The sequence below is a fragment of the Mycobacterium sp. ELW1 genome (assembly GCF_008329905.1).
Lineage (GTDB): Bacteria > Actinomycetota > Actinomycetes > Mycobacteriales > Mycobacteriaceae > Mycobacterium.
Genome location: NZ_CP032155.1, coordinates 2396090 through 2412956 on the forward strand (window position 1 = coordinate 2396090; position 16867 = coordinate 2412956).

Below are 16867 nucleotides of genomic sequence, written 5' to 3' on the forward strand. Positions count from 1 at the left end.
CGCTCCTGGCGTGACACACTTTCGGCCATGGCCGGCATCAAGACTGTGTCCCGCATCCTGATGACCTCGGGGATCCTGATGATGGTGGTCGGCGCTGTCGGCTTCTTCGTCGTGATGATGCTCAACCTCTTCGTGCTCGACGAATTCGACGCCTACGGTGAGGTGCCCATTCCGGGGTCGGGCCAGGTGCAGCTGCCGGCCGGGCAGGCGCAGATCAGCTTTCACACCTCGGTGACCGGTTCGCCGTCGAGCGGATTCCCGCTGCCCACTTTGCGACTGAACATCGTGCCGCCGGACGGTGTTGCCGACCCGGTGCTGACCGAGGATCACGGCACCTTGACGACGGTCAACAGCGACACCCACATCCGCATCTGGAAAGCCGAGATTCCCGCCGCGGGCACCTACCAGATCCGCACCGACGGCCAGGTGAACGGTTACATCAACCCGCGGCTGGCCTTCGGCAAGGAAAGCGGCTCCGGCTACCTTCCGTGGGTCTTCGCCGGCGTGTTCGGGCTGGGCGTGGTGGACCTGATCGCGTCGGTGTTCCTGCGTAGACGGCGGGTCACCGACCCGTCGTTCGCCTTCGTCGCCGGCGCCCAGCCGGAGCCCTTCATCGCGACCGGGCACTACACTCCCTCGGACCAAGGAGTGCGCCTCGAACAGCTGAAATCGCTCGCGGCACTGCGGGATTCCGGTGCACTGACCCAAGCCGAGTTCGACGCGGAGAAGCGCCGGATTCTCGGCGAGTAGGCTCGGACGCCGTGAAGGCTGTCAGCTGTGTGCACGGAAATCTCTCGGTGGTCGACCTGCCCGCGCCCGAACCGGCCGACGGTCAACTGGTGGTCGACGTCGCCAGCTGCGGCATCTGCGGTTCGGATCTGCACGCCAAGGACCATGCCGACGAGGTGAGTCGCACTACGGAGGAGATGGGCTACCACCACTTCATGCGCAGCGACACCCCGGTGGTGATGGGCCACGAATTCGCCGGGGAAGTCGCCGAGCGCGGGCCCAAGACGTCGAAGGCCTTCAAGGTCGGCACGCGAGTTGTGTCGTTCCCGCTGGTCCGCGCCCACGGCGGCGTGCACTTGACCGGGCTGTCCCCGCTCGCGCCCGGTGGGTACGCCGAGCAGGTTCTGGTGCAGGCGGCGATGACGTTCGCGGTCCCCAACGGGCTGTCCCTGGACATCGCGTCGCTGACCGAGCCGATGGCGGTCGCACTGCACGCGGTTCGCCGAAGCGAGATCAAGAAGCGCGACACCGCCGTCGTGATCGGTTGCGGGCCGGTCGGTTTGGGTATCATCTGCCAACTCAAGACGCTCGGGGTGAGCACCATCGTGGCCAGCGACTTCTCGGCGGGCCGGCGGGAGCTGGCCGCCCGCTGCGGTGCGCACGTCGTGGTCGATCCGAGGGTGGACTCGCCGTATGAGAAGGCCGGACCTGTCGGCCTGACCGATGCCACGGCACTCTACGAAACGGGCATGAGCGCCATGGAGAAGCTGCGGAAGCTACCGGGCTGGGAGCACGTCTACCGCGTTGCGGACGCACTCGGCGCGGCCGGACCCAAGCGACCGGTGATCTTTGAATGCGTTGGTGTGCCCGGCGTGCTCGACGGGATCATCGGTGCGGCGCCGCTGAACTCACGGGTGGTCGTGGCTGGGGTGTGCATGGGTGCCGACCAGCTCCGGCCGTCGATGGCCAATGCCAAAGAGATCGACCTGCGGTTCGTATTCGCCTACACGCCACTGGAATTCCGCGACACCCTGCACATGCTGGCCGACGGTAAGCTCGACGCGTCCGCTCTGGTCACCGGCAAGGTCGGGCTCGACGGTGTCGCGGCGGCCTTCGACGCGCTGGGCGACCCGGAGGTGCACGCGAAGATCCTCGTCGATCCCCGCAGCGCCGTTACTGCTCCCTAGGAGCCGTTCTTGACCCAGTCGTCGTAGTTCACCAGCTCGTCGCCGATCCGCGTGGTGTCGCCATGGCCGGTGTAGACGACGGTATCGGCGGGCAGCTTGCCGAGCTTGTCCTTGATCGACCCCAGGATGGTCGGGAAGTCGGAGAACGAGCGACCGGTCGCGCCGGGACCGCCCTGGAACAGCGTGTCGCCGGAGAACACCGCGCCCAGGGCCGGCGCGTAGAGGCAGGTGGAGCCGGGGGAGTGACCCGGGGTCGCGATGGCGTGTAGCTCGATGCCGTCGGCCTTGAGTACCTGACCGTCTTCGAGGGTGCCGAACTGCTTGTCGCCGTGCGTCATCCGCCACAGCATGTCGTCGGCGGGATTCAGCAGGATCGGTGCGTCGAGGTCGGCGGAGAGTTGCGGCGCGACGGTGATGTGGTCGTTGTGTCCGTGGGTGCACACCACCGCGACGACGTGGCGGTTGCCGACGGCGTCCTCGATTGCCTTGGCGTTGTGGGCGGCGTCGATGACGATGACCTCGGACTCGTCACCGACGATCCAGATGTTGTTGTCGACTTCCCAACTGCCGCCGTCGAGTTCGAAGGTGCCGTGGGTGACCACCCGCTCGATGCCGCTCACAGGATGACCACCGAACGCAGGACTTCGCCGGCGTGCATTTTGTGGAAGGCGTCTTCGATGGCATCGAGGCCGATGCGTTCGGAGACGAATTTGTCCAGCGGCAGCCGGCCCTCGCGGTAAAGGCTGATCAGGGTGGGGAAGTCCCGTTCGGGCAGGCAGTCGCCGTACCAGGACGACTTGAGCGATCCGCCTCGGGAGAAGAAGTCGACCAGCGGCATCTCGAGTTTCATGTCGGGGGTCGGAACACCCACCAGCACAACGGTTCCCGCGAGATCGCGGGCGTAGAAGGCCTGCTTCCAGGTTTCCGGACGCCCGACGGCGTCGATCACCACATCGGCGCCGAAGCCGTCGGTCAGGTCCTGGATGGTCTCGACAGGGTCGAGTTCTTTGGCGTTGATGGTGTGGGTGGCGCCGAATTCGCGCGCCCACTGCAGCTTCTTGTTGTCGGTGTCGACGGCGATAATCTTCTTCGCGCCGACCAGAGCGGCGCCGGCGATCGCGGCGTCACCGACGCCGCCGCACCCGATGACCGCAACTGTGTCGTCGCGGCCGACGTTGCCGGTGTTGACCGCCGCACCGAGCCCGGCCATCACGCCACAGCCGAGCAGGCCGGCCACGGCGGGGTCGGCCTCGGGATCGACTTTGGTGCACTGTCCTTCGTGGACCAGCGTTTTGTCGGCGAAGGCGCCGATACCGAGCGCGGGGGTCAGTTCGGTACCGTCGGTCAGCGTCATCTTCTGCGCGGCGTTGTGGGTGTTGAAGCAGTACCAGGGGCGGCCGCGTTTGCAGGCGCGGCACTGACCGCACACCGCGCGCCAGTTCAGGATGACGAAGTCGCCCGGCTCGACGTTGGTCACTCCGGCGCCGACGGACTCGACGGTGCCGGCGGCCTCATGGCCGAGCAGGAACGGGTACTCGTCGTTGATGCCACCTTCGCGGTAGGTCAGATCGGTATGGCAGACGCCGCAGGCGATGACATCGACGACCACCTCGCCCGGGCCCGGGTCGGGGATCACGATGTCCACCAACTCGACGGGCTGCTTCTTCGACCGGGAGATCACCCCGCGCACTGTCTGACTCATGGGCCAAACATTAGCGCGACGGATGCGGAATGCGCCGTGCGTGTCCCGTTGGCGAGCTACGGTGAAGACTTGTTCACCGCGATCCTTCACACCAGGTCCGACCTGCTGGTCACCGCCCGCGCCGCGTACCGCGGCGGCGATTTCGAGACCAGTTATGCGGGCTTTTCCCGGGCCGGTGCGGTAGGCCCGCTGACACTGGACGATCTCGATGCGATGGCCACCTCGGCGGGGCGGCTCGGGCACGGCCGTGAGGCGATGCGGATGGGTGAACTCGTCTTCCTGCGGCTGGTGCGGACCGACCCGAATGCGGCGGCGGGCAAGGCTGTCGAGCTCGGTTCGGCGTGGTTGTCGAACGGTGAGGTGGCCATCGGTCAGGCATGGATCCGCCGGGCGCGTGGACTGCTCGCCGAAGCGCCGGAGAGTGCTCTATCTGCTCAACTGGCTCATCTGGAAGCCGTGCTGGCGGTGCTCGGTGACGACGCCGATCTTGCCGCCGAGCGGTCGGCGGTGCTGCGGGAGATGACGCTGGAGCCGCAGCCTGCGGTCGTCGGCCAGGCGTACCACCGCCTCGGTGATATTCGGCGCCGCCGCGGTGACGTGGATGGGGCGTTCGCGGCGTATGCCCGAGCACTTGAATCCGGTGTCGTGCCGCAGCCGGGTGAAGCGCTATTGCGCTGTGCGCTGGGGGATGTGGACACCGCGAGAGCCCAGGTGCGGGCGGCGATCGCGACGGCTGACGCGCGGGAGTTGCCTCGGCTGCTGCGCGGTGGCGTCGAAATTGCCTTGGCTGCAGGCGAAGTGGATGAGGCTGAGGGTTACCTGCGTGAGCTGGAGTCTGCCGGCGGCGTCGACACGGTGTTGCGCGGGGCGGTGCTGGTGCGCCGCGGCCGGTATCGCGAGGCGCTGACCGTGTTGCGGGCCGCGCTGCGAGAGCCGCGCGTGCGGCAGTCGCCGGCCGCGCTGGCCGAGGTCCACGAGTGGATCGAGCGGGCCTACACCGGCCTGCTGACCGCATCCGCGTAGCCTGCTCGGGATGGCCACGCCACTCGACTCGATTGCTGACTGGCCGGTTTCGGCCGCCGCCGCCGCCGTGGTGGGCGCGACCGGGGTGCTGGCCGAGTATGGCGACGTCACTCACCAATTCCGGCTCGCATCGGTGACCAAGCCGCTCTCGGCGCGCGCCGCACAGGTGGCGATAGAAGAGGGTGTGGTGGAGCTGGACACCCCCGCGGGCCCACCGGGCAGCACAGTGCGGCATCTGCTGTCGCACGCCTCGGGGCTGGCGATGCATTCGGCGGAGTTGATGGCCGAACCCGGCAAACGCCGGGTCTACTCGAACTACGGCTTCCAGGTGCTGGCCGAGACGATCGAACAGAACTCGGGGATCGAGTTCGGCCGGTATTTGGCCGAGGCGGTGTTCGAGCCGCTCGGCATGACGGCGTCGCGGCTGGACGGCGGCGCGGAGGCGGCCGGCTTCGGCGGGCTGTCGACGGTGGCCGACCTGGCGGCGTTCGCGGCGGACCTGCTGGTCCCGAAGACAGTGTCGGCGGAGCTGCACGAGCAGGCGATCAGCGTGCAGTTCCCGGGTCTGACCGGGGTGCTGCCCGGATTCGGGGTGCAGCGGCCCAACGACTGGGGGCTGGGCTTCGAGATCCGGGACGACAAGTCACCGCATTGGACGGGCTTTGAGAACTCGCCGCGGACGTTCGGCCACTTCGGTCAGACCGGCACCTTCATCTGGGTGGAGCCGGAACTGGCATTGTCGCTGGTAGTGCTGACGGACCGGGATTTCGACGAGTGGGCCAAACCGGTCTGGCGGGCGATCTCTGATGAAGTTCTGAGAGAGTACGGACCGCACTAGCGCAACAGGGGCCCCACAAGGCACAATAGACACGCACGACACTATTGCAACTCGGTTACACCAGGTCGTTGGGGAAGACGTCCCTCGTAGAGCCGAAGGAGCAAGGTGATGCGTGCGTCGAACCAGTTCGCCGATGCGACGACTGGCGTGGTGTACATCCACGCCTCTCCCGCAGCGGTGTGCCCACATGTTGAGTGGGCGCTGTCGTCGACCCTGAATGCCAGGGCGAATTTGAAGTGGACCCCACAGCCGGCCATGCCCGGGCAGCTGCGGGCGGTGACCAACTGGGTTGGTCCCGTCGGCACCGGTGCCCGGCTGGCCAATGCGCTGCGCTCGTGGTCGGTCCTGCGGTTCGAGGTCACCGAGGATCCCAGTGCCGGCGTGGACGGCGAGCGGTTCTGCCATACGCCGCAGCTCGGCCTGTGGGCCGGCACGATGAGCGCCAATGGCGACATCATGGTCGGCGAGATGCGGTTGCGGACCTTGATGGCCTCGGGCGCCGACACGTTGGCTTCCGAGTTGGACTCGGTGCTCGGCACGGCCTGGGACGAAGCGCTCGAGCCGTATCGCGATGGCGGTGACAGCGGCGAGGTCAGCTGGCTGAGCAGGGGCGTCGGCTAGTACGTGATGGTGGTGTGAGTCTCGTCGAGGACGGTCCCGCCAAACCGCTGGATGTCTTTGTTGATGTTCTTGAGCGCGCTGCCCGCGGTCTTGATCAGCGTGTCGAATGACTTCGCCGCAGCGACGTAGGTCGGCCCGTCGTGATTGCCGACGCCGAGGGCCCGGCCTATCTCGGTCCCGAGCAATTTGGTGTCGGTCCAGGCGATAGCGCCATTGTCTGTCTTGGACGCGTCGTAGGAATCCCACGCCGCCTGCTGGGACCAGTTGATGAGCTTGTCGCCCTTGTCGACGATCGCGAGAGTGCTTTTCTTCGAGCTGCCTCCCACCCCGAGATCCGTCAGGGTCTTCGACAGTGGCGCGCCGTAGGTGACCACCGTTGTGACAGCGTCTTTGTGCGTTCCGGACGCCGCATAGTTCTGCATCTGGATGCCACCGCCGCTGAATCCGACCAACATGATCTCCGTCGGCTTCCATTCGTCGTACATGGTGTCGATGAAGTTACTGACGTCAGAATCCACCGTGCCGAACGTGACTCCGCTCAGCGCGGCCGCGAGCTCTGCCGCGTCGAGATTGATCCCGGACGTGTAGACCACCATCCGTTTTGTCTTCTTGTCGGACCCGAGAACCAACTGCGCGCCGATCACGTTGCTGTCGTGCATGTTGCGGAACAGGTTGGATGCGGTGGGCGTCAACGTGATCGGTGTGACCTTCACGGTCACCGGCACGGTGGTGGTACCGCCGTGGGCATCTCGAATCGTGACGGTGAAGTTGTCGGCCTTGATCGCCGCGCTCGCGGTGGACGCGCCGGCGTCCAGTCGCGCCTGCTCGGTCGGGGTGTAGGTGAAGGTGCCCGGCTTGTCGCCGGCAACCAGGCTGCCCCGCACCGGCGTGGACGTGCTGAAGGTCAAGGTGTCTTTGTCGGCATCCGACGCGGTGACGGTGACGGTGATGGCGCCGGTGAACGAGTCCGGCGTGCCGAGTTTCGCCTTGGCGCCGCTGGGCGCCGAGTTCTTGGGAGTGACGGTCACCGTGACCGGCATGGTCACCGTGTCACCCAGGCTGGTGGTCATCGTCACGGTGAACGTGTCGGTCTTGTCGGCCAGGGTCGCAGTGTTGGCTGAGGCGGCATGCCGGGCGACCGCACTCGGGGTGTAGGTGAAGGCGCCGGTGGTCTTGTTGATCGTGACCTTGCCATGGGCGGGCTGGGTGACGGTGAACGTCAGCTTGGCGTTGTTGGGGTTGGTCACCGTGACCTTGCCGGTGATCGCGCCTGTGGAGGCGTTCGGCGGGTTCAACGACAGCGACGCCGACGTGCCCGCGGGGTCGATGACGACCACCGAGTTGGCGCTCCAGTTCGCGACGTATATGCGCTTACCGTTGGGGCTTACCGCCACGTCGTACACCTGATTGCCCGAACCTGCCGCGAAGGTGTCGACGACGGTGTTGGTCGCCGTGTTGATCACGGAAACCGTTGGGGAGTCTTGGTTTGCGACGTACAGGCGTTTGCCGTCGGGACTGACCGCCACGTCCTGCGGTGATCCGCCCACCGGAATTTTCGCGGTGACGGTGTTGGTGGCGGTGTCGATCACCGACAGCGAGTTCGTTCCCTCGGTGGTGACATAAGCGCGGGTGCTGTCCGGGCTGAACGCCACACCAGTCGGGCTGCTTCCGACAGCAATGGTGCCGGTGACGGTGTTGGTGGCGGTGTTGATCACCGAGACCGTGTTTCCGTAGTAGTTCGTGACGAAGATTCTGGCGCCGTTCGGGCTGACGGCCACACCGGTCGGACGGCTGCCGACGGCGATGGTCGCGACGACCGCGTTGGTGGCGGTGTTGATGACCGATACCGAATTGCTGTTCCAGTTGGTGACGTAGGCGCGGGCGCCGTCGGTGCTGACCGCGACACGCTCCGGGTTGTCGCCGACGGGAATCGTGGCACTGACGGTGTTGGTCGCGGTGTTGATGACCGTCACCGCATCGCTGGACGGTTTGGTGACGTACAGGCGGGTGCCGTCCGGGCTGATCGCGATGCCTTGTGGGGCTTGGCCCACAGTGACTTTGGTGATGACGGTGTTGGTGGCGGTGTTGATCACCGCGACCGAATCGCCGTAGTAGCCGCTGGTCACATACGCCGTCGCACCGTCCGGGCTGATGGCCACGCCGGAGGGCATATAGACCGGGATCTTGGCTATGACGCCGCGATCAGCTGCGGTGGCAGCGGCACTCGCAGCGGCGGTGGGAGTGGGATCTGTGCGGGCCGCTTGCGCCAGGGTCTTCGGTGGTGCGCTGGTGGCCACGACCGCCAATGCCAGAGCGGCCGGGTCGGGCGCTGGAACCACCGGAGCGTTGCGCGCGGTCGACCGCGCCGCCACTGGCGCCGCCTTCGCCGCCGAACTCGCTCGGACGGTCTTGGCCGACGGCTTCGCGGCTTTCTTCGGCGAGTGTGCCGACGCTGTGCTGCTCGATGAGGCACCAGAGTCGGCTTCGTCGGCGTGTGCCGTTGCCGTGCCGTTGGCGATCGCGATGCCCATGCCGGCAGCGATCGCACCGGCTCCAAGCCAGCGATACATCGAGTCCCCCAACCCCGCGATCGATCGCAACTCCGCCGGTTCGACATCGTTGCTCTCGTGTGCTGACAGGAACTTATCAGCTAGTGAGCAGTTGTGGGGAGTGTGTCAAAGAAAGTTGCGGCCCGGCTAGAAGGGTGGCGGCCGGTTGCGTTCGGTGACGCGGGCGTCGTTGAGTGTGCGTTCGGTTGTGATGCGGTGGGCGCGTTGGGTGGCCCGTGTTTGTCGTCGGGTGGGCATCATGATGCCGATGGTGGGTGGGGGTTCGCCTTTGGGCGGTGGCAGGGTGGCGGTGGTGGTGTTCCAGGTGGGCATGAGAAGCCGGCTGCCGGGGCGGGTGGTGTAGGTGTGACCGGTGGGTGAGGTCCAGTCGATGGTGCCGTCGGGGTGTTGACGATCTGACCAGCCGGCCCAAAAGGTCTTGAGCAAGTGGTGTTTTCGGCACATGCATGCGAGGTTCGACGGGTGGGTGGGTCCGAACGGCCAGGCGATGGTGTGGTCGACGTCGCAGTACTCGGCGGGCACATCGCAATTCGGGAACCGGCAGGTCATGTCGCGCAGTCGAACCCATTCATCGAGGGCGGTCGACGGCCGGTAGTGGGGTTCGGGCTCGTTCTTGGGGCGGCGTAGGTGACGCACCGCGGCCCCGGCGCGGACGAGTTCGGCCAGCAGTGGGGCGGGCACAATGCCCCGGTTGCCGGTCAGCACTGCGCTGGCTGCCCGTGGCTGTGGCGGTTCGGGGTCGGCATCGGGTTTTTCGCCGTGCATCCCCGGATCCGGTTCGGCGTCAATCACATCGGCGTCGGCGAGTACGTGCACCACCACGCCGGCAGCCCGGTCGTCGTCGCCGGCGGCGGGGCAGTCCGGGTTGCCGCACAGGCAGGCCAGCCGATCTCCGCCGGCGCCCAGCACACCCATGGCGTCAGCGCGGCGCTGGGCGATGGTGCGCGGATCGTCCTCGCACACTCCATGTGCCATCTGACTGAGCCGGCGATCGACAACCGCGGCGTCGCTGAGGCCGAGCCGGCCCCAAATCTCGGCCACACCATCACGAGCGTCGCGGATGCCGATGCAGATCTCGCGGTCCCGGCTGCGAGCCTGCGTCTGACGCAATGCCCCCGGGTCGTAGCGATCCACCCAGGAATCGATGGCGCGCTGCAGTTTCAGCGTCGACAACGCACCCCACGTCATGGCGTCCTTGGCTATGGCGCGATCGACGAGTACCAACGTCGACGGGTCACCGATCAGTTCGGTGCGGTTCACGATCGCCTGAGCGACCCGGTAGCTCAGTGACCCGGCCATGAACAGCTCGGCGACTCTCGGCAGCCGATGCCGCAGCGACATCGCCATCAACATGTCACTCGACGCCCGCCCCGGCGTCACCCCGAGGGCCGCGGACACCTCGGCCGCGGCGGCGTCCCACTCATCGCAGGCCCAGTGGGCACGTGCGTCGTCAGCGCAGCGCCGCGCGACCAGTTCCGCGATTGCGGCCAGCCGGCGCGCCGCGTTCTGGGCCTCGGCTCGTGCGAAGTCGACGATGGCCTCCACCACCGCCGCATCACTCGCTGTCCGCAACCCGCCATCGAACACATGTTCGAGTATGCCAGCAGGGTATGACACGTCGCATCCGTCCGACCTCGGACGCCTAACCTGGGTCGCATGGTCCATCTCCACGTCGAGAAGACGATCGCCGCGTCGCCGGACGAGGTCTTCGCTTGGCTCGCCGACCCGGTGAACCTGAAGGCAGCACCGCTGATCGTCACGGCCGACTGGGCACGGGACTCACCGCCTCCGGGTCTGGGCGCAATCCGGACCGGCTTTGCGATCGGCTTGTGGTTTCGCGAGGAGATCGTCGCCTACGACCCGCCGCACAGCTACACCTATCTGATCGTCGGATCGGTTCCGGTGTTCGACCATGAGGGCGGCACCCTGACCTTCACCCCGGACGGCGACGGGACTCACGTCGACTGGGTGAGCACCTACACCCACCCCGCCCGCGGCGGCGGCAAGGCAATGGAGGCGCTCAGCGCCAAGCTGTTGCCGTGGAACTTCGCTGCCGTCCTGGACGGGTGCGCGAAGGCGCTGGAACGCTAGACGGGTTCCGGGACAATAAGTTTGAGGGCAGCGGGAACCGCCGAAATTTCGGCGGGCAGCGGGCAGACGTAATCGCCGTCGGCATAGGCGTTGATGCCGGGGGAGTCGACCGCGATTGTGCGGGCCCGGTAGGTGCTGACGTCGTCGAGGTTCACGTGCGTGCCCTTGAACACCGTGGGAAACAAGCGAATCAGCTTGCTACGTGACGATGCGCGCACGAGCGTGATGTCCAGCAGCCCATCGGAGTGATCGGCACCCGGGCAGATGAGCATGCCGCCGCCGTAGCTGCGGGTGTTGCCGAACGCGGCCAGCGTCAGATCGGCGACGATCTCGCGCTCGCCGTCCAGCACCAGCCTGAAAGGCAACGGCCGCAACTGGGAAATCTCTGCGACCAGCGCGACGTTGTAGCGCATCCGGCCGTGCGGCCAGCTCATCCGGTTCACTCGATCGCTGACCAACGAGTCGAAGCCTGTCGCGGCGACCGTGCCGAACCAGGTGCTGGACCCGTCGGCACCCGTGATGTGTCCGAGGTCGACGGTCTCCGTGTACCCGGCGGCGATCACGTCGACCGCCGCCACCGGATCGGCCATGGGCAATCGGTACTCGCGGGCATGGTCGTTACCGGTGCCGGCCGGCACGATGCCGAGCGGAACATCTTTGCGCGCCAAGGCCTGGATCGCCAGCCGGATAACACCGTCGCCGCCGATCACCACCAGCGCGTCCGTCTCGCGGGTCAACGCCTCGTCGACCAGCTGGCGGGCGTGTGCGGCGTCGCGTCCGACGATTCCGGTCACGTCGATCCCGAGTTCCTGGAAGCGGGCGACCGCCAGCTCCCCGGCATGGGGCGCGTTGCCGTGGCCGGACTTGGGGTTCGTCAGGACCGTGACGCGAGAGATCATGGAATCAGCTTGCCCGGGTTCAGGATTCCCGCCGGGTCGACGGCCTGCTTGACCGCTTGCAGCACCTTCACGCCCAGCTCGCCGATCTCTGCACCCATCCACGGCCGATGGTCCGCACCGACCGCGTGGTGATGGGTGATGGTGCCGCCGGTACGCGAAATCGCATCAGAGGCAGCCACTTTGGCGGCCAGCCACTGCTGGGTGACATCGCCGCGCTGGCCCGCGACCACCGTGAAGTACAGCGACGCGCCGGTTGGGTACACATGCGAAATGTGGCACATCACCAAGGCTGGTGTCCCGCTTTCAGTCAGGGAGGATGTCAACGCCTCGGTGACCGCCGCCTTCAGTGCCGCCAGGTTGGACCACGTCGTTGCGGTCTCCAACGTCTCACACAAAGCTCCCGCTGCCAGCAGGGCGTCCCGCAGATACGGTGCGTCGAAACGGCCGTGCTCCCACGCCCGCGCCGGAGCCTCGCCCAGCGAGGTGCCCCCCTGGGCTTCCAGAACCGCGCGGGTCTCGGCGTGCCGGCTCTCGGTGTGCGCGGCGCTGCCCTCGAACAAGGTGATGCCCAGACAGCCGCCGGTGATGCTCTGTTCGCCGATGCTCCCGGTCGTGGCCAGGTTCACGCCGGTCTCGGCCTCGTCGGACAACCGCACCACGGTGGGCCCGGTGCCGATCTGGGTGACCGCACGCAGCGCGGCCGCGCCGGTGGCGAAGTCGGGGAACGACCATGCCTCGTAGCGAACGGTTTCCGGGACGGGATGGACTCGCAGGCGCACCCGCGTGATCACACCGAAGACACCCTCGGAGCCGGAGAACAGCTCCCGAAGATCAGGCCCGGCCGCGGTCTCCGGCGCCCGGCCGAGATCGAGCACGCCCACCGGGGTCACCACCGTCAGCCCGCGGATCATGTCGTTGAACCGGCCGTAGCCCGCGGAGTCCTGCCCGGAGGACCGGGTGGCCGCGTACCCGCCGATGGTGGCGAACCGGAAGCTCTGTGGGAAGTGCCCGAGCGAGAAGCCGCGTTCACCGAGCAGTCGCTCGGCGTCCGGCCCGGTCACCCCGGCGCCCAGTTCGGCCTGCATCGAGGTCTCGTCCAGCGAGTGCAATGCGTTGAGCCGACGCAGATCCAGTGAGATGACGGCGGCGAAATCGCCGCGGATCGGGTCCAGTCCGCCGACCACGCTGGTGCCACCGCCGAACGGCACGACGGCGATGCCGTGCGCAGAGCAGTAGCGCAGCACGGTGGCGATCTCGTCCTCTGTGCCGGGAAGCAGTACCGCGTCGGGAGCGTCCTGGTGGGTTTGCTTGCGGCGCAACAGGTCCAGCGTGGACTTGCCTCCCGCATACAGCAGCCGACCGTGGTCGTCGGTGCGGAGATACTCGGCCCCGACGAACTCTGCGAGCGCATCGCGATGCGCATCTGGCAACGCCGACGGTCGCACCTCTACTTCGTCGATGGCGGGTGCGGGGACCTCACTCGCCGTCACGCCGAGCGCCTGCTCGAGCAGTGCCTTGATGCCGTCGGAGAGGGGCTTGGCCGCGTCGGGGTCACCCCAGGCATTCCAGGCCATCGGGGGAACAAGGGTGCGGGCGTCATCGCTCATGCGTTACAGTATTACAGATGCTGTCAATCAGTAACGAAGAATCGGTGGACATCGGTGACCGGATCATGGCCGCCGCGGCCAGCTGTGTCCGGGACTTCGGGGTCGAGCGGGTCACGCTGGCGGAGATTGCGCGACGTGCCGGTGTCAGCCGTCCGACCGTGTATCGCCGCTGGCCAGACACCCGCACCATCGTCGCGTCGCTGCTCACCGAACGCATCACCGGTACCTGGCGCGCCGTTGCGCCGGGTGCACCCGGCCGCACCGGCCTGGTCGAGCGGATCGTCGAGGTGGCCCGTCGACTGCGGGACGACGAACTGATCACCTCGGTGCTGCGATCAGCCCCGGACTTGGCGATGACCTACATCGCCGGACGGCTGGGCACCAGCCAGCAGATCCTCATCGACCTGCTTGTCGACGCGCTGCGGGAAGCCCAGGCCGACGGCAGCGTGCGGGCCGGCGACGTCCGCCAGCTGTCGGCAATGGTCCTGCTGATCGGCCAGTCGGCGATCCAGTCCGCCCAGATCGTCGAACCCATCCTCGACGCCGACGCGCTCAGCGCCGAGTTGTCGCACGCCCTGAACGGATACCTCGCCCCATGAGTGACCTCACCGCCCTCAACGCCACCCGCCGAAGCGCCGACCTGGCCGAACTCGGCGACGGCGCCCACATCGACGTCGTCGTGATCGGCGGTGGCATCACCGGCACCGGCATCGCGCTCGATGCCGCCAGCCGCGGCCTGTCGGTGCTTCTGGTCGAAAAGCACGACCTGGCCTTCGGCACCAGCCGGTGGAGTTCCAAGCTCGTGCACGGCGGGCTGCGGTACCTGGCTACCGGCAACGTCGGCATCGCGCGGCGCAGCGCCATCGAGCGCGGCATCTTGATGACCCGCAACGCCCCGCACCTGGTACGCGCAATGCCGCAGCTCGTCCCGTTGTTGCCGTCGATGGGACGCGGCCAACGCGCTTTGATCCGAACAGGTTTCGTCGCCGGTGACGCGCTGCGGATCTTGGCGGGCACCACGTCGTCGACTCTGCCGCGATCACGGCGTGTCGGTGTGCAGCAAGCGTTGGACATGGTGCCGACGATTCGCCGGGAGGGTCTTGACGGCGGACTGCTGGCCTATGACGGTCAGCTGATCGACGACGCCAGACTGGTGGTCGCCGTCGCACGCACCGCCGCCCAGAACGGCGCGCGGATCTTGACCCGGGTGTCCGCGGCGTCCGCCAGCGGCACCTCGGTCCGGTTGGTGGACGAACTCACCGGTGAATCGCTGGATGTGAAGGCCCGCGCGGTGATCAATGCGACGGGGGTGTGGGCCGGCGAGGTGGACGCCGCGATCAAGCTGCGGCCGAGCCGGGGAACCCATCTGGTGTTCGATGCCGCCTCATTCGGGAATCCGACTGCAGCGCTGACGATTCCGATTCCGGGTGAGGTGAATCGGTTCGTGTTCGCGATGCCCGAACAGCTCGGTCGCGTCTACCTCGGACTCACCGACGAGGATGCGCCGGGCCCGATTCCCGACGTGCCCGAACCGACTCCGGGTGAGGTCCGCTTCCTGCTCGACACGGTCAACACCGCGCTGGGGACAGCGTTGACCACCGCAGACGTCAAGGGCGCATACGCGGGGTTGCGCCCTTTGATCGACACCGGCCAGGGCAGGACATCGGATCTGTCCCGCGATCACGCGGTGATCGAATCGTCCAACGGCGTGTTCAGCGTGGTCGGTGGCAAGCTCACCGAATACCGGCACATGGCCGAGGACGTCCTCGACCGTGCCCTGGCGGCACGTGCGATCGCCGCCCAGCCGTGCCGGACCCGGAACCTGCCGTTGGTCGGCGCGGCCGCCAATCCCGTTGCCACGCTGCGTACCACGAGCGATCTGCCGGGTTCGTTGGTGGCCCGTTACGGCGCAGAGTCGCCGAACGTCATCGCCTCGGCGCGGTGCAGCAGGCCCACGGACCACGTTGCCGACGGAATCGACGTCACCCGTGCGGAATTCGAGTTCGCGGTCACCAACGAGGGTGCACTGAGTGCCGATGACATCCTGGACCGGCGCACCCGCATCGGTCTGGTGGAGGCCGACCGGAACCGCGCGCGTGCGGCCGCTCAGGAGTTCCTGGCCACCGCCAACTGAAGGCCGGTGAGAACCGACGCATAAACCGACTCGTAAGTGGGCATTCAACGTCCATTCACAAGCCGGAGGACGCGCCATGGCAGCGACACCAGCCTTGAAAAAGGCCCTCAACCAGCGACAACTACGGATGATCGCGATCGGGGGCGTGATCGGCGCCGGCCTGTTCGTGGGCTCTGGCGTGGTCATCGGGGATACCGGACCGGGCGCCTTCATCACCTACGCGCTATCCGGTGTGCTGATCGTGATGGTCATGCGGATGCTGGCCGAGATGGCGGTGGCAAACCCGTCGACCGGCTCGTTCGCCGACTACTCCCGCGACGCCCTGGGGCATTGGGCCGGGTTCTCCGTGGGCTGGCTCTACTGGTACTTCTGGGTGATCGTCGTCGGGTTCGAGGCGATTGCCGGCGCGAAGATCGTCCAGTACTGGCTCGACATCCCACTGTGGTTGTGTGCGTTGATCTTCATGGTGCTGATGACGGCGACGAACCTCTTCTCGGTCAAGTCCTATGGGGAGTTCGAGTTCTGGTTCGCCGGGATCAAAGTGGCGGCCATCCTCGCCTTCATCGCCATCGGCGCCTGCTTCGTACTGGGCCTGTGGCCGGGCAAGTCGATGGACTTCTCGAACCTCACCAGTCACGACGGCTTCATGCCGATGGGGGCCGGGGTCATCACCGTCGGAATCGTGACGGTGATCTTCTCCATGGTCGGCCCCGAGATCGCCACGATCGCCGCCGCCGAGTCATCGGATCCCGAGAAAGCCGTGGCCCGGGCGTCCAACTCGGTGGTCATGCGGATCCTGGTGTTCTACGTGCTGGCCGTGTTCCTGGTCGTGACGATCGTGCCGTGGAACGACAAGAATTTGTCCGCCTCGCCGTTCGTGGCGGCGTTCACCAAGATGGGCATTCCCTACGCCGACCACATCATGAACGCGGTGGTGCTGACGGCGGTGCTGAGCTGCCTGAACTCCGGGATGTACACCGCATCACGGATGTTGTTCGTGCTGGCCGGCCGCGGCGAAGCTCCCAAGCTTCTGGTGAAGGTGACCGCACGCGGCGTACCGGCCAACGCCATCCTTTTCTCGTCCATCGTCGGATTCGCCTGCGTCATCGCCGCCGCGTTCGCGGAGAAAACGATCTTCGCCTTCCTGCTCAACTCCAGCGGGGCGATCATCCTGTTCGTCTACCTGCTGATCGCGATCTCGCAGATCGTGCTGCGCTACCGCAACCGCGATGCGGAACTGACACTGAAGATGTGGCTGTTCCCGGTGCTGTCAATCCTCACCGTCGTCGCGATGCTGGCCATCCTGGTGCAGATGTACCTGGACGACAAGCTGCGCTCACAACTTGTGCTGAGCCTGCTGTCGTGGGGTGTCGTCGTGGTGCTGTACTTCGTCACCCTACGGTTCAATCGCGATCGTCCCCACGAGGAGCAGCCCACCGTCGAGGCCGAGGTGGCGCGAACCTGAA

Annotated in this window: 14 protein-coding genes and 1 pseudogene; 9 read left to right on the forward strand and 6 right to left on the reverse strand. The window is 66.8% G+C overall.

Translation table 11 applies throughout. The features are described from left to right. Positions 1 to 27 precede the first annotated feature (27 nt). Positions 28 to 750, forward strand: a complete 723-nt coding sequence (locus D3H54_RS11105) for an SHOCT domain-containing protein (protein WP_286199206.1) — start codon at positions 28 to 30, stop codon at positions 748 to 750. An 11-nt stretch (positions 751 to 761) separates the two neighbouring features. Next, entirely contained in the window at positions 762 to 1916 is a 1155-nt protein-coding gene (locus D3H54_RS11110) for a zinc-binding dehydrogenase (protein WP_149379078.1), read from the forward strand. Here D3H54_RS11110 and D3H54_RS11115 read toward each other — a convergent pair. Then, positions 1913 to 2536, reverse strand: a complete 624-nt coding sequence (locus D3H54_RS11115) for an MBL fold metallo-hydrolase (protein ID WP_149379079.1) — start codon at positions 2534 to 2536, stop codon at positions 1913 to 1915. The genes D3H54_RS11110 and D3H54_RS11115 overlap by 4 nt on opposite strands. Further along, positions 2533 to 3618 carry an S-(hydroxymethyl)mycothiol dehydrogenase gene (locus D3H54_RS11120; RefSeq protein WP_149379080.1) on the reverse strand — a complete coding sequence of 362 codons (1086 nt, stop codon included), beginning with the start codon at positions 3616 to 3618 and terminating at the stop codon, positions 2533 to 2535. The genes D3H54_RS11115 and D3H54_RS11120 overlap by 4 nt, the downstream gene beginning before the upstream one ends. 36 nt (positions 3619 to 3654) lie before the next feature. Here D3H54_RS11120 and D3H54_RS11125 point away from each other — a divergent pair, with 36 nt between their 5' ends. The 3 genes from D3H54_RS11125 (at position 3655) to D3H54_RS11135 (ending at position 6100) form a co-directional block, all read left to right on the forward strand. After that, positions 3655 to 4641 (forward strand): tetratricopeptide repeat protein, encoded by a 987-nt coding sequence (locus D3H54_RS11125; protein ID WP_149379081.1) that lies wholly within the window; start codon positions 3655 to 3657, stop codon positions 4639 to 4641. A 10-nt stretch (positions 4642 to 4651) separates the two neighbouring features. After that, positions 4652 to 5479, forward strand: coding sequence for a serine hydrolase domain-containing protein (locus tag D3H54_RS11130; protein WP_149379082.1), 828 nt, complete (start codon positions 4652 to 4654; stop codon positions 5477 to 5479). A 108-nt stretch (positions 5480 to 5587) separates the two neighbouring features. Beyond that, on the forward strand, positions 5588 to 6100 hold the full coding sequence (locus tag D3H54_RS11135) for a DUF3145 domain-containing protein (protein ID WP_149379083.1): 513 nt from the start codon (positions 5588 to 5590) through the stop codon (positions 6098 to 6100). Here D3H54_RS11135 and D3H54_RS11140 read toward each other — a convergent pair. Next, positions 6097 to 8670 carry a YncE family protein gene (locus D3H54_RS11140; RefSeq protein ID WP_149379084.1) on the reverse strand — a complete coding sequence of 858 codons (2574 nt, stop codon included), beginning with the start codon at positions 8668 to 8670 and terminating at the stop codon, positions 6097 to 6099. The two genes, D3H54_RS11135 and D3H54_RS11140, sit on opposite strands and share 4 nt — an antisense overlap. Positions 8671 to 8796: 126 nt before the next feature. After that, positions 8797 to 10287, reverse strand: coding sequence for an HNH endonuclease signature motif containing protein (locus D3H54_RS11145; RefSeq protein ID WP_286199207.1), 1491 nt, complete (start codon positions 10285 to 10287; stop codon positions 8797 to 8799). 39 nt (positions 10288 to 10326) lie between these two features. Between D3H54_RS11145 and D3H54_RS11150 the strand changes: the two genes are divergently transcribed. Beyond that, positions 10327 to 10761, forward strand: a complete 435-nt coding sequence (locus D3H54_RS11150) for an SRPBCC family protein (protein WP_149379086.1) — start codon at positions 10327 to 10329, stop codon at positions 10759 to 10761. On the opposite strand, the gene D3H54_RS11155 is transcribed toward D3H54_RS11150, so the two are convergent. Continuing rightward, positions 10758 to 11660 (reverse strand): diacylglycerol kinase, encoded by a 903-nt coding sequence (locus D3H54_RS11155; protein WP_149379087.1) that lies wholly within the window; start codon positions 11658 to 11660, stop codon positions 10758 to 10760. The genes D3H54_RS11150 and D3H54_RS11155 overlap by 4 nt on opposite strands. Then, positions 11657 to 13234, reverse strand: a complete 1578-nt coding sequence (locus D3H54_RS11160; RefSeq protein ID WP_149383470.1) for an FAD-binding oxidoreductase — start codon at positions 13232 to 13234, stop codon at positions 11657 to 11659. The genes D3H54_RS11155 and D3H54_RS11160 overlap by 4 nt, the downstream gene beginning before the upstream one ends. A gap of 50 nt (positions 13235 to 13284) precedes the next feature. Here D3H54_RS11160 and D3H54_RS11165 point away from each other — a divergent pair, with 50 nt between their 5' ends. The 3 genes and pseudogenes from D3H54_RS11165 to D3H54_RS11175 all read left to right on the forward strand — a co-directional run. Then, on the forward strand, positions 13285 to 13866 hold the full coding sequence (locus D3H54_RS11165; RefSeq protein ID WP_149379088.1) for a TetR/AcrR family transcriptional regulator: 582 nt from the start codon (positions 13285 to 13287) through the stop codon (positions 13864 to 13866). Next, complete coding sequence (locus tag D3H54_RS11170) at positions 13863 to 15401, forward strand: glycerol-3-phosphate dehydrogenase/oxidase (RefSeq protein ID WP_149379089.1); 1539 nt, start codon at positions 13863 to 13865, stop codon at positions 15399 to 15401. Before D3H54_RS11165 ends, D3H54_RS11170 begins: the two co-directional genes overlap by 4 nt. Before the next feature lie 76 nt (positions 15402 to 15477). Next, positions 15478 to 16821: pseudogene (locus D3H54_RS11175) on the forward strand (amino acid permease); the annotation flags it as partial. Positions 16822 to 16867: the final 46 nt, after the last annotated feature.

Bases quoted from the DNA above. Each gene is read 5' to 3' on its own strand.
- D3H54_RS11105 (WP_286199206.1), top strand. From the start codon at position 28: ATGGCCGGCATCAAGACTGTGTCCCGCATCCTGATGACCTCGGGGATC.
- D3H54_RS11120 (WP_149379080.1), bottom strand. From the start codon at position 3,618: ATGAGTCAGACAGTGCGCGGGGTGATCTCCCGGTCGAAGAAGCAGCCC.
- D3H54_RS11130 (WP_149379082.1), top strand. From the start codon at position 4,652: ATGGCCACGCCACTCGACTCGATTGCTGACTGGCCGGTTTCGGCCGCC.
- D3H54_RS11135 (WP_149379083.1), top strand. From the start codon at position 5,588: ATGCGTGCGTCGAACCAGTTCGCCGATGCGACGACTGGCGTGGTGTAC.
- D3H54_RS11140 (WP_149379084.1), bottom strand. From the start codon at position 8,670: ATGTATCGCTGGCTTGGAGCCGGTGCGATCGCTGCCGGCATGGGCATC.
- D3H54_RS11150 (WP_149379086.1), top strand. From the start codon at position 10,327: ATGGTCCATCTCCACGTCGAGAAGACGATCGCCGCGTCGCCGGACGAG.
- D3H54_RS11155 (WP_149379087.1), bottom strand. From the start codon at position 11,660: ATGATCTCTCGCGTCACGGTCCTGACGAACCCCAAGTCCGGCCACGGC.
- D3H54_RS11160 (WP_149383470.1), bottom strand. From the start codon at position 13,234: ATGGCCTGGAATGCCTGGGGTGACCCCGACGCGGCCAAGCCCCTCTCC.
- D3H54_RS11165 (WP_149379088.1), top strand. From the start codon at position 13,285: ATGCTGTCAATCAGTAACGAAGAATCGGTGGACATCGGTGACCGGATC.
- D3H54_RS11170 (WP_149379089.1), top strand. From the start codon at position 13,863: ATGAGTGACCTCACCGCCCTCAACGCCACCCGCCGAAGCGCCGACCTG.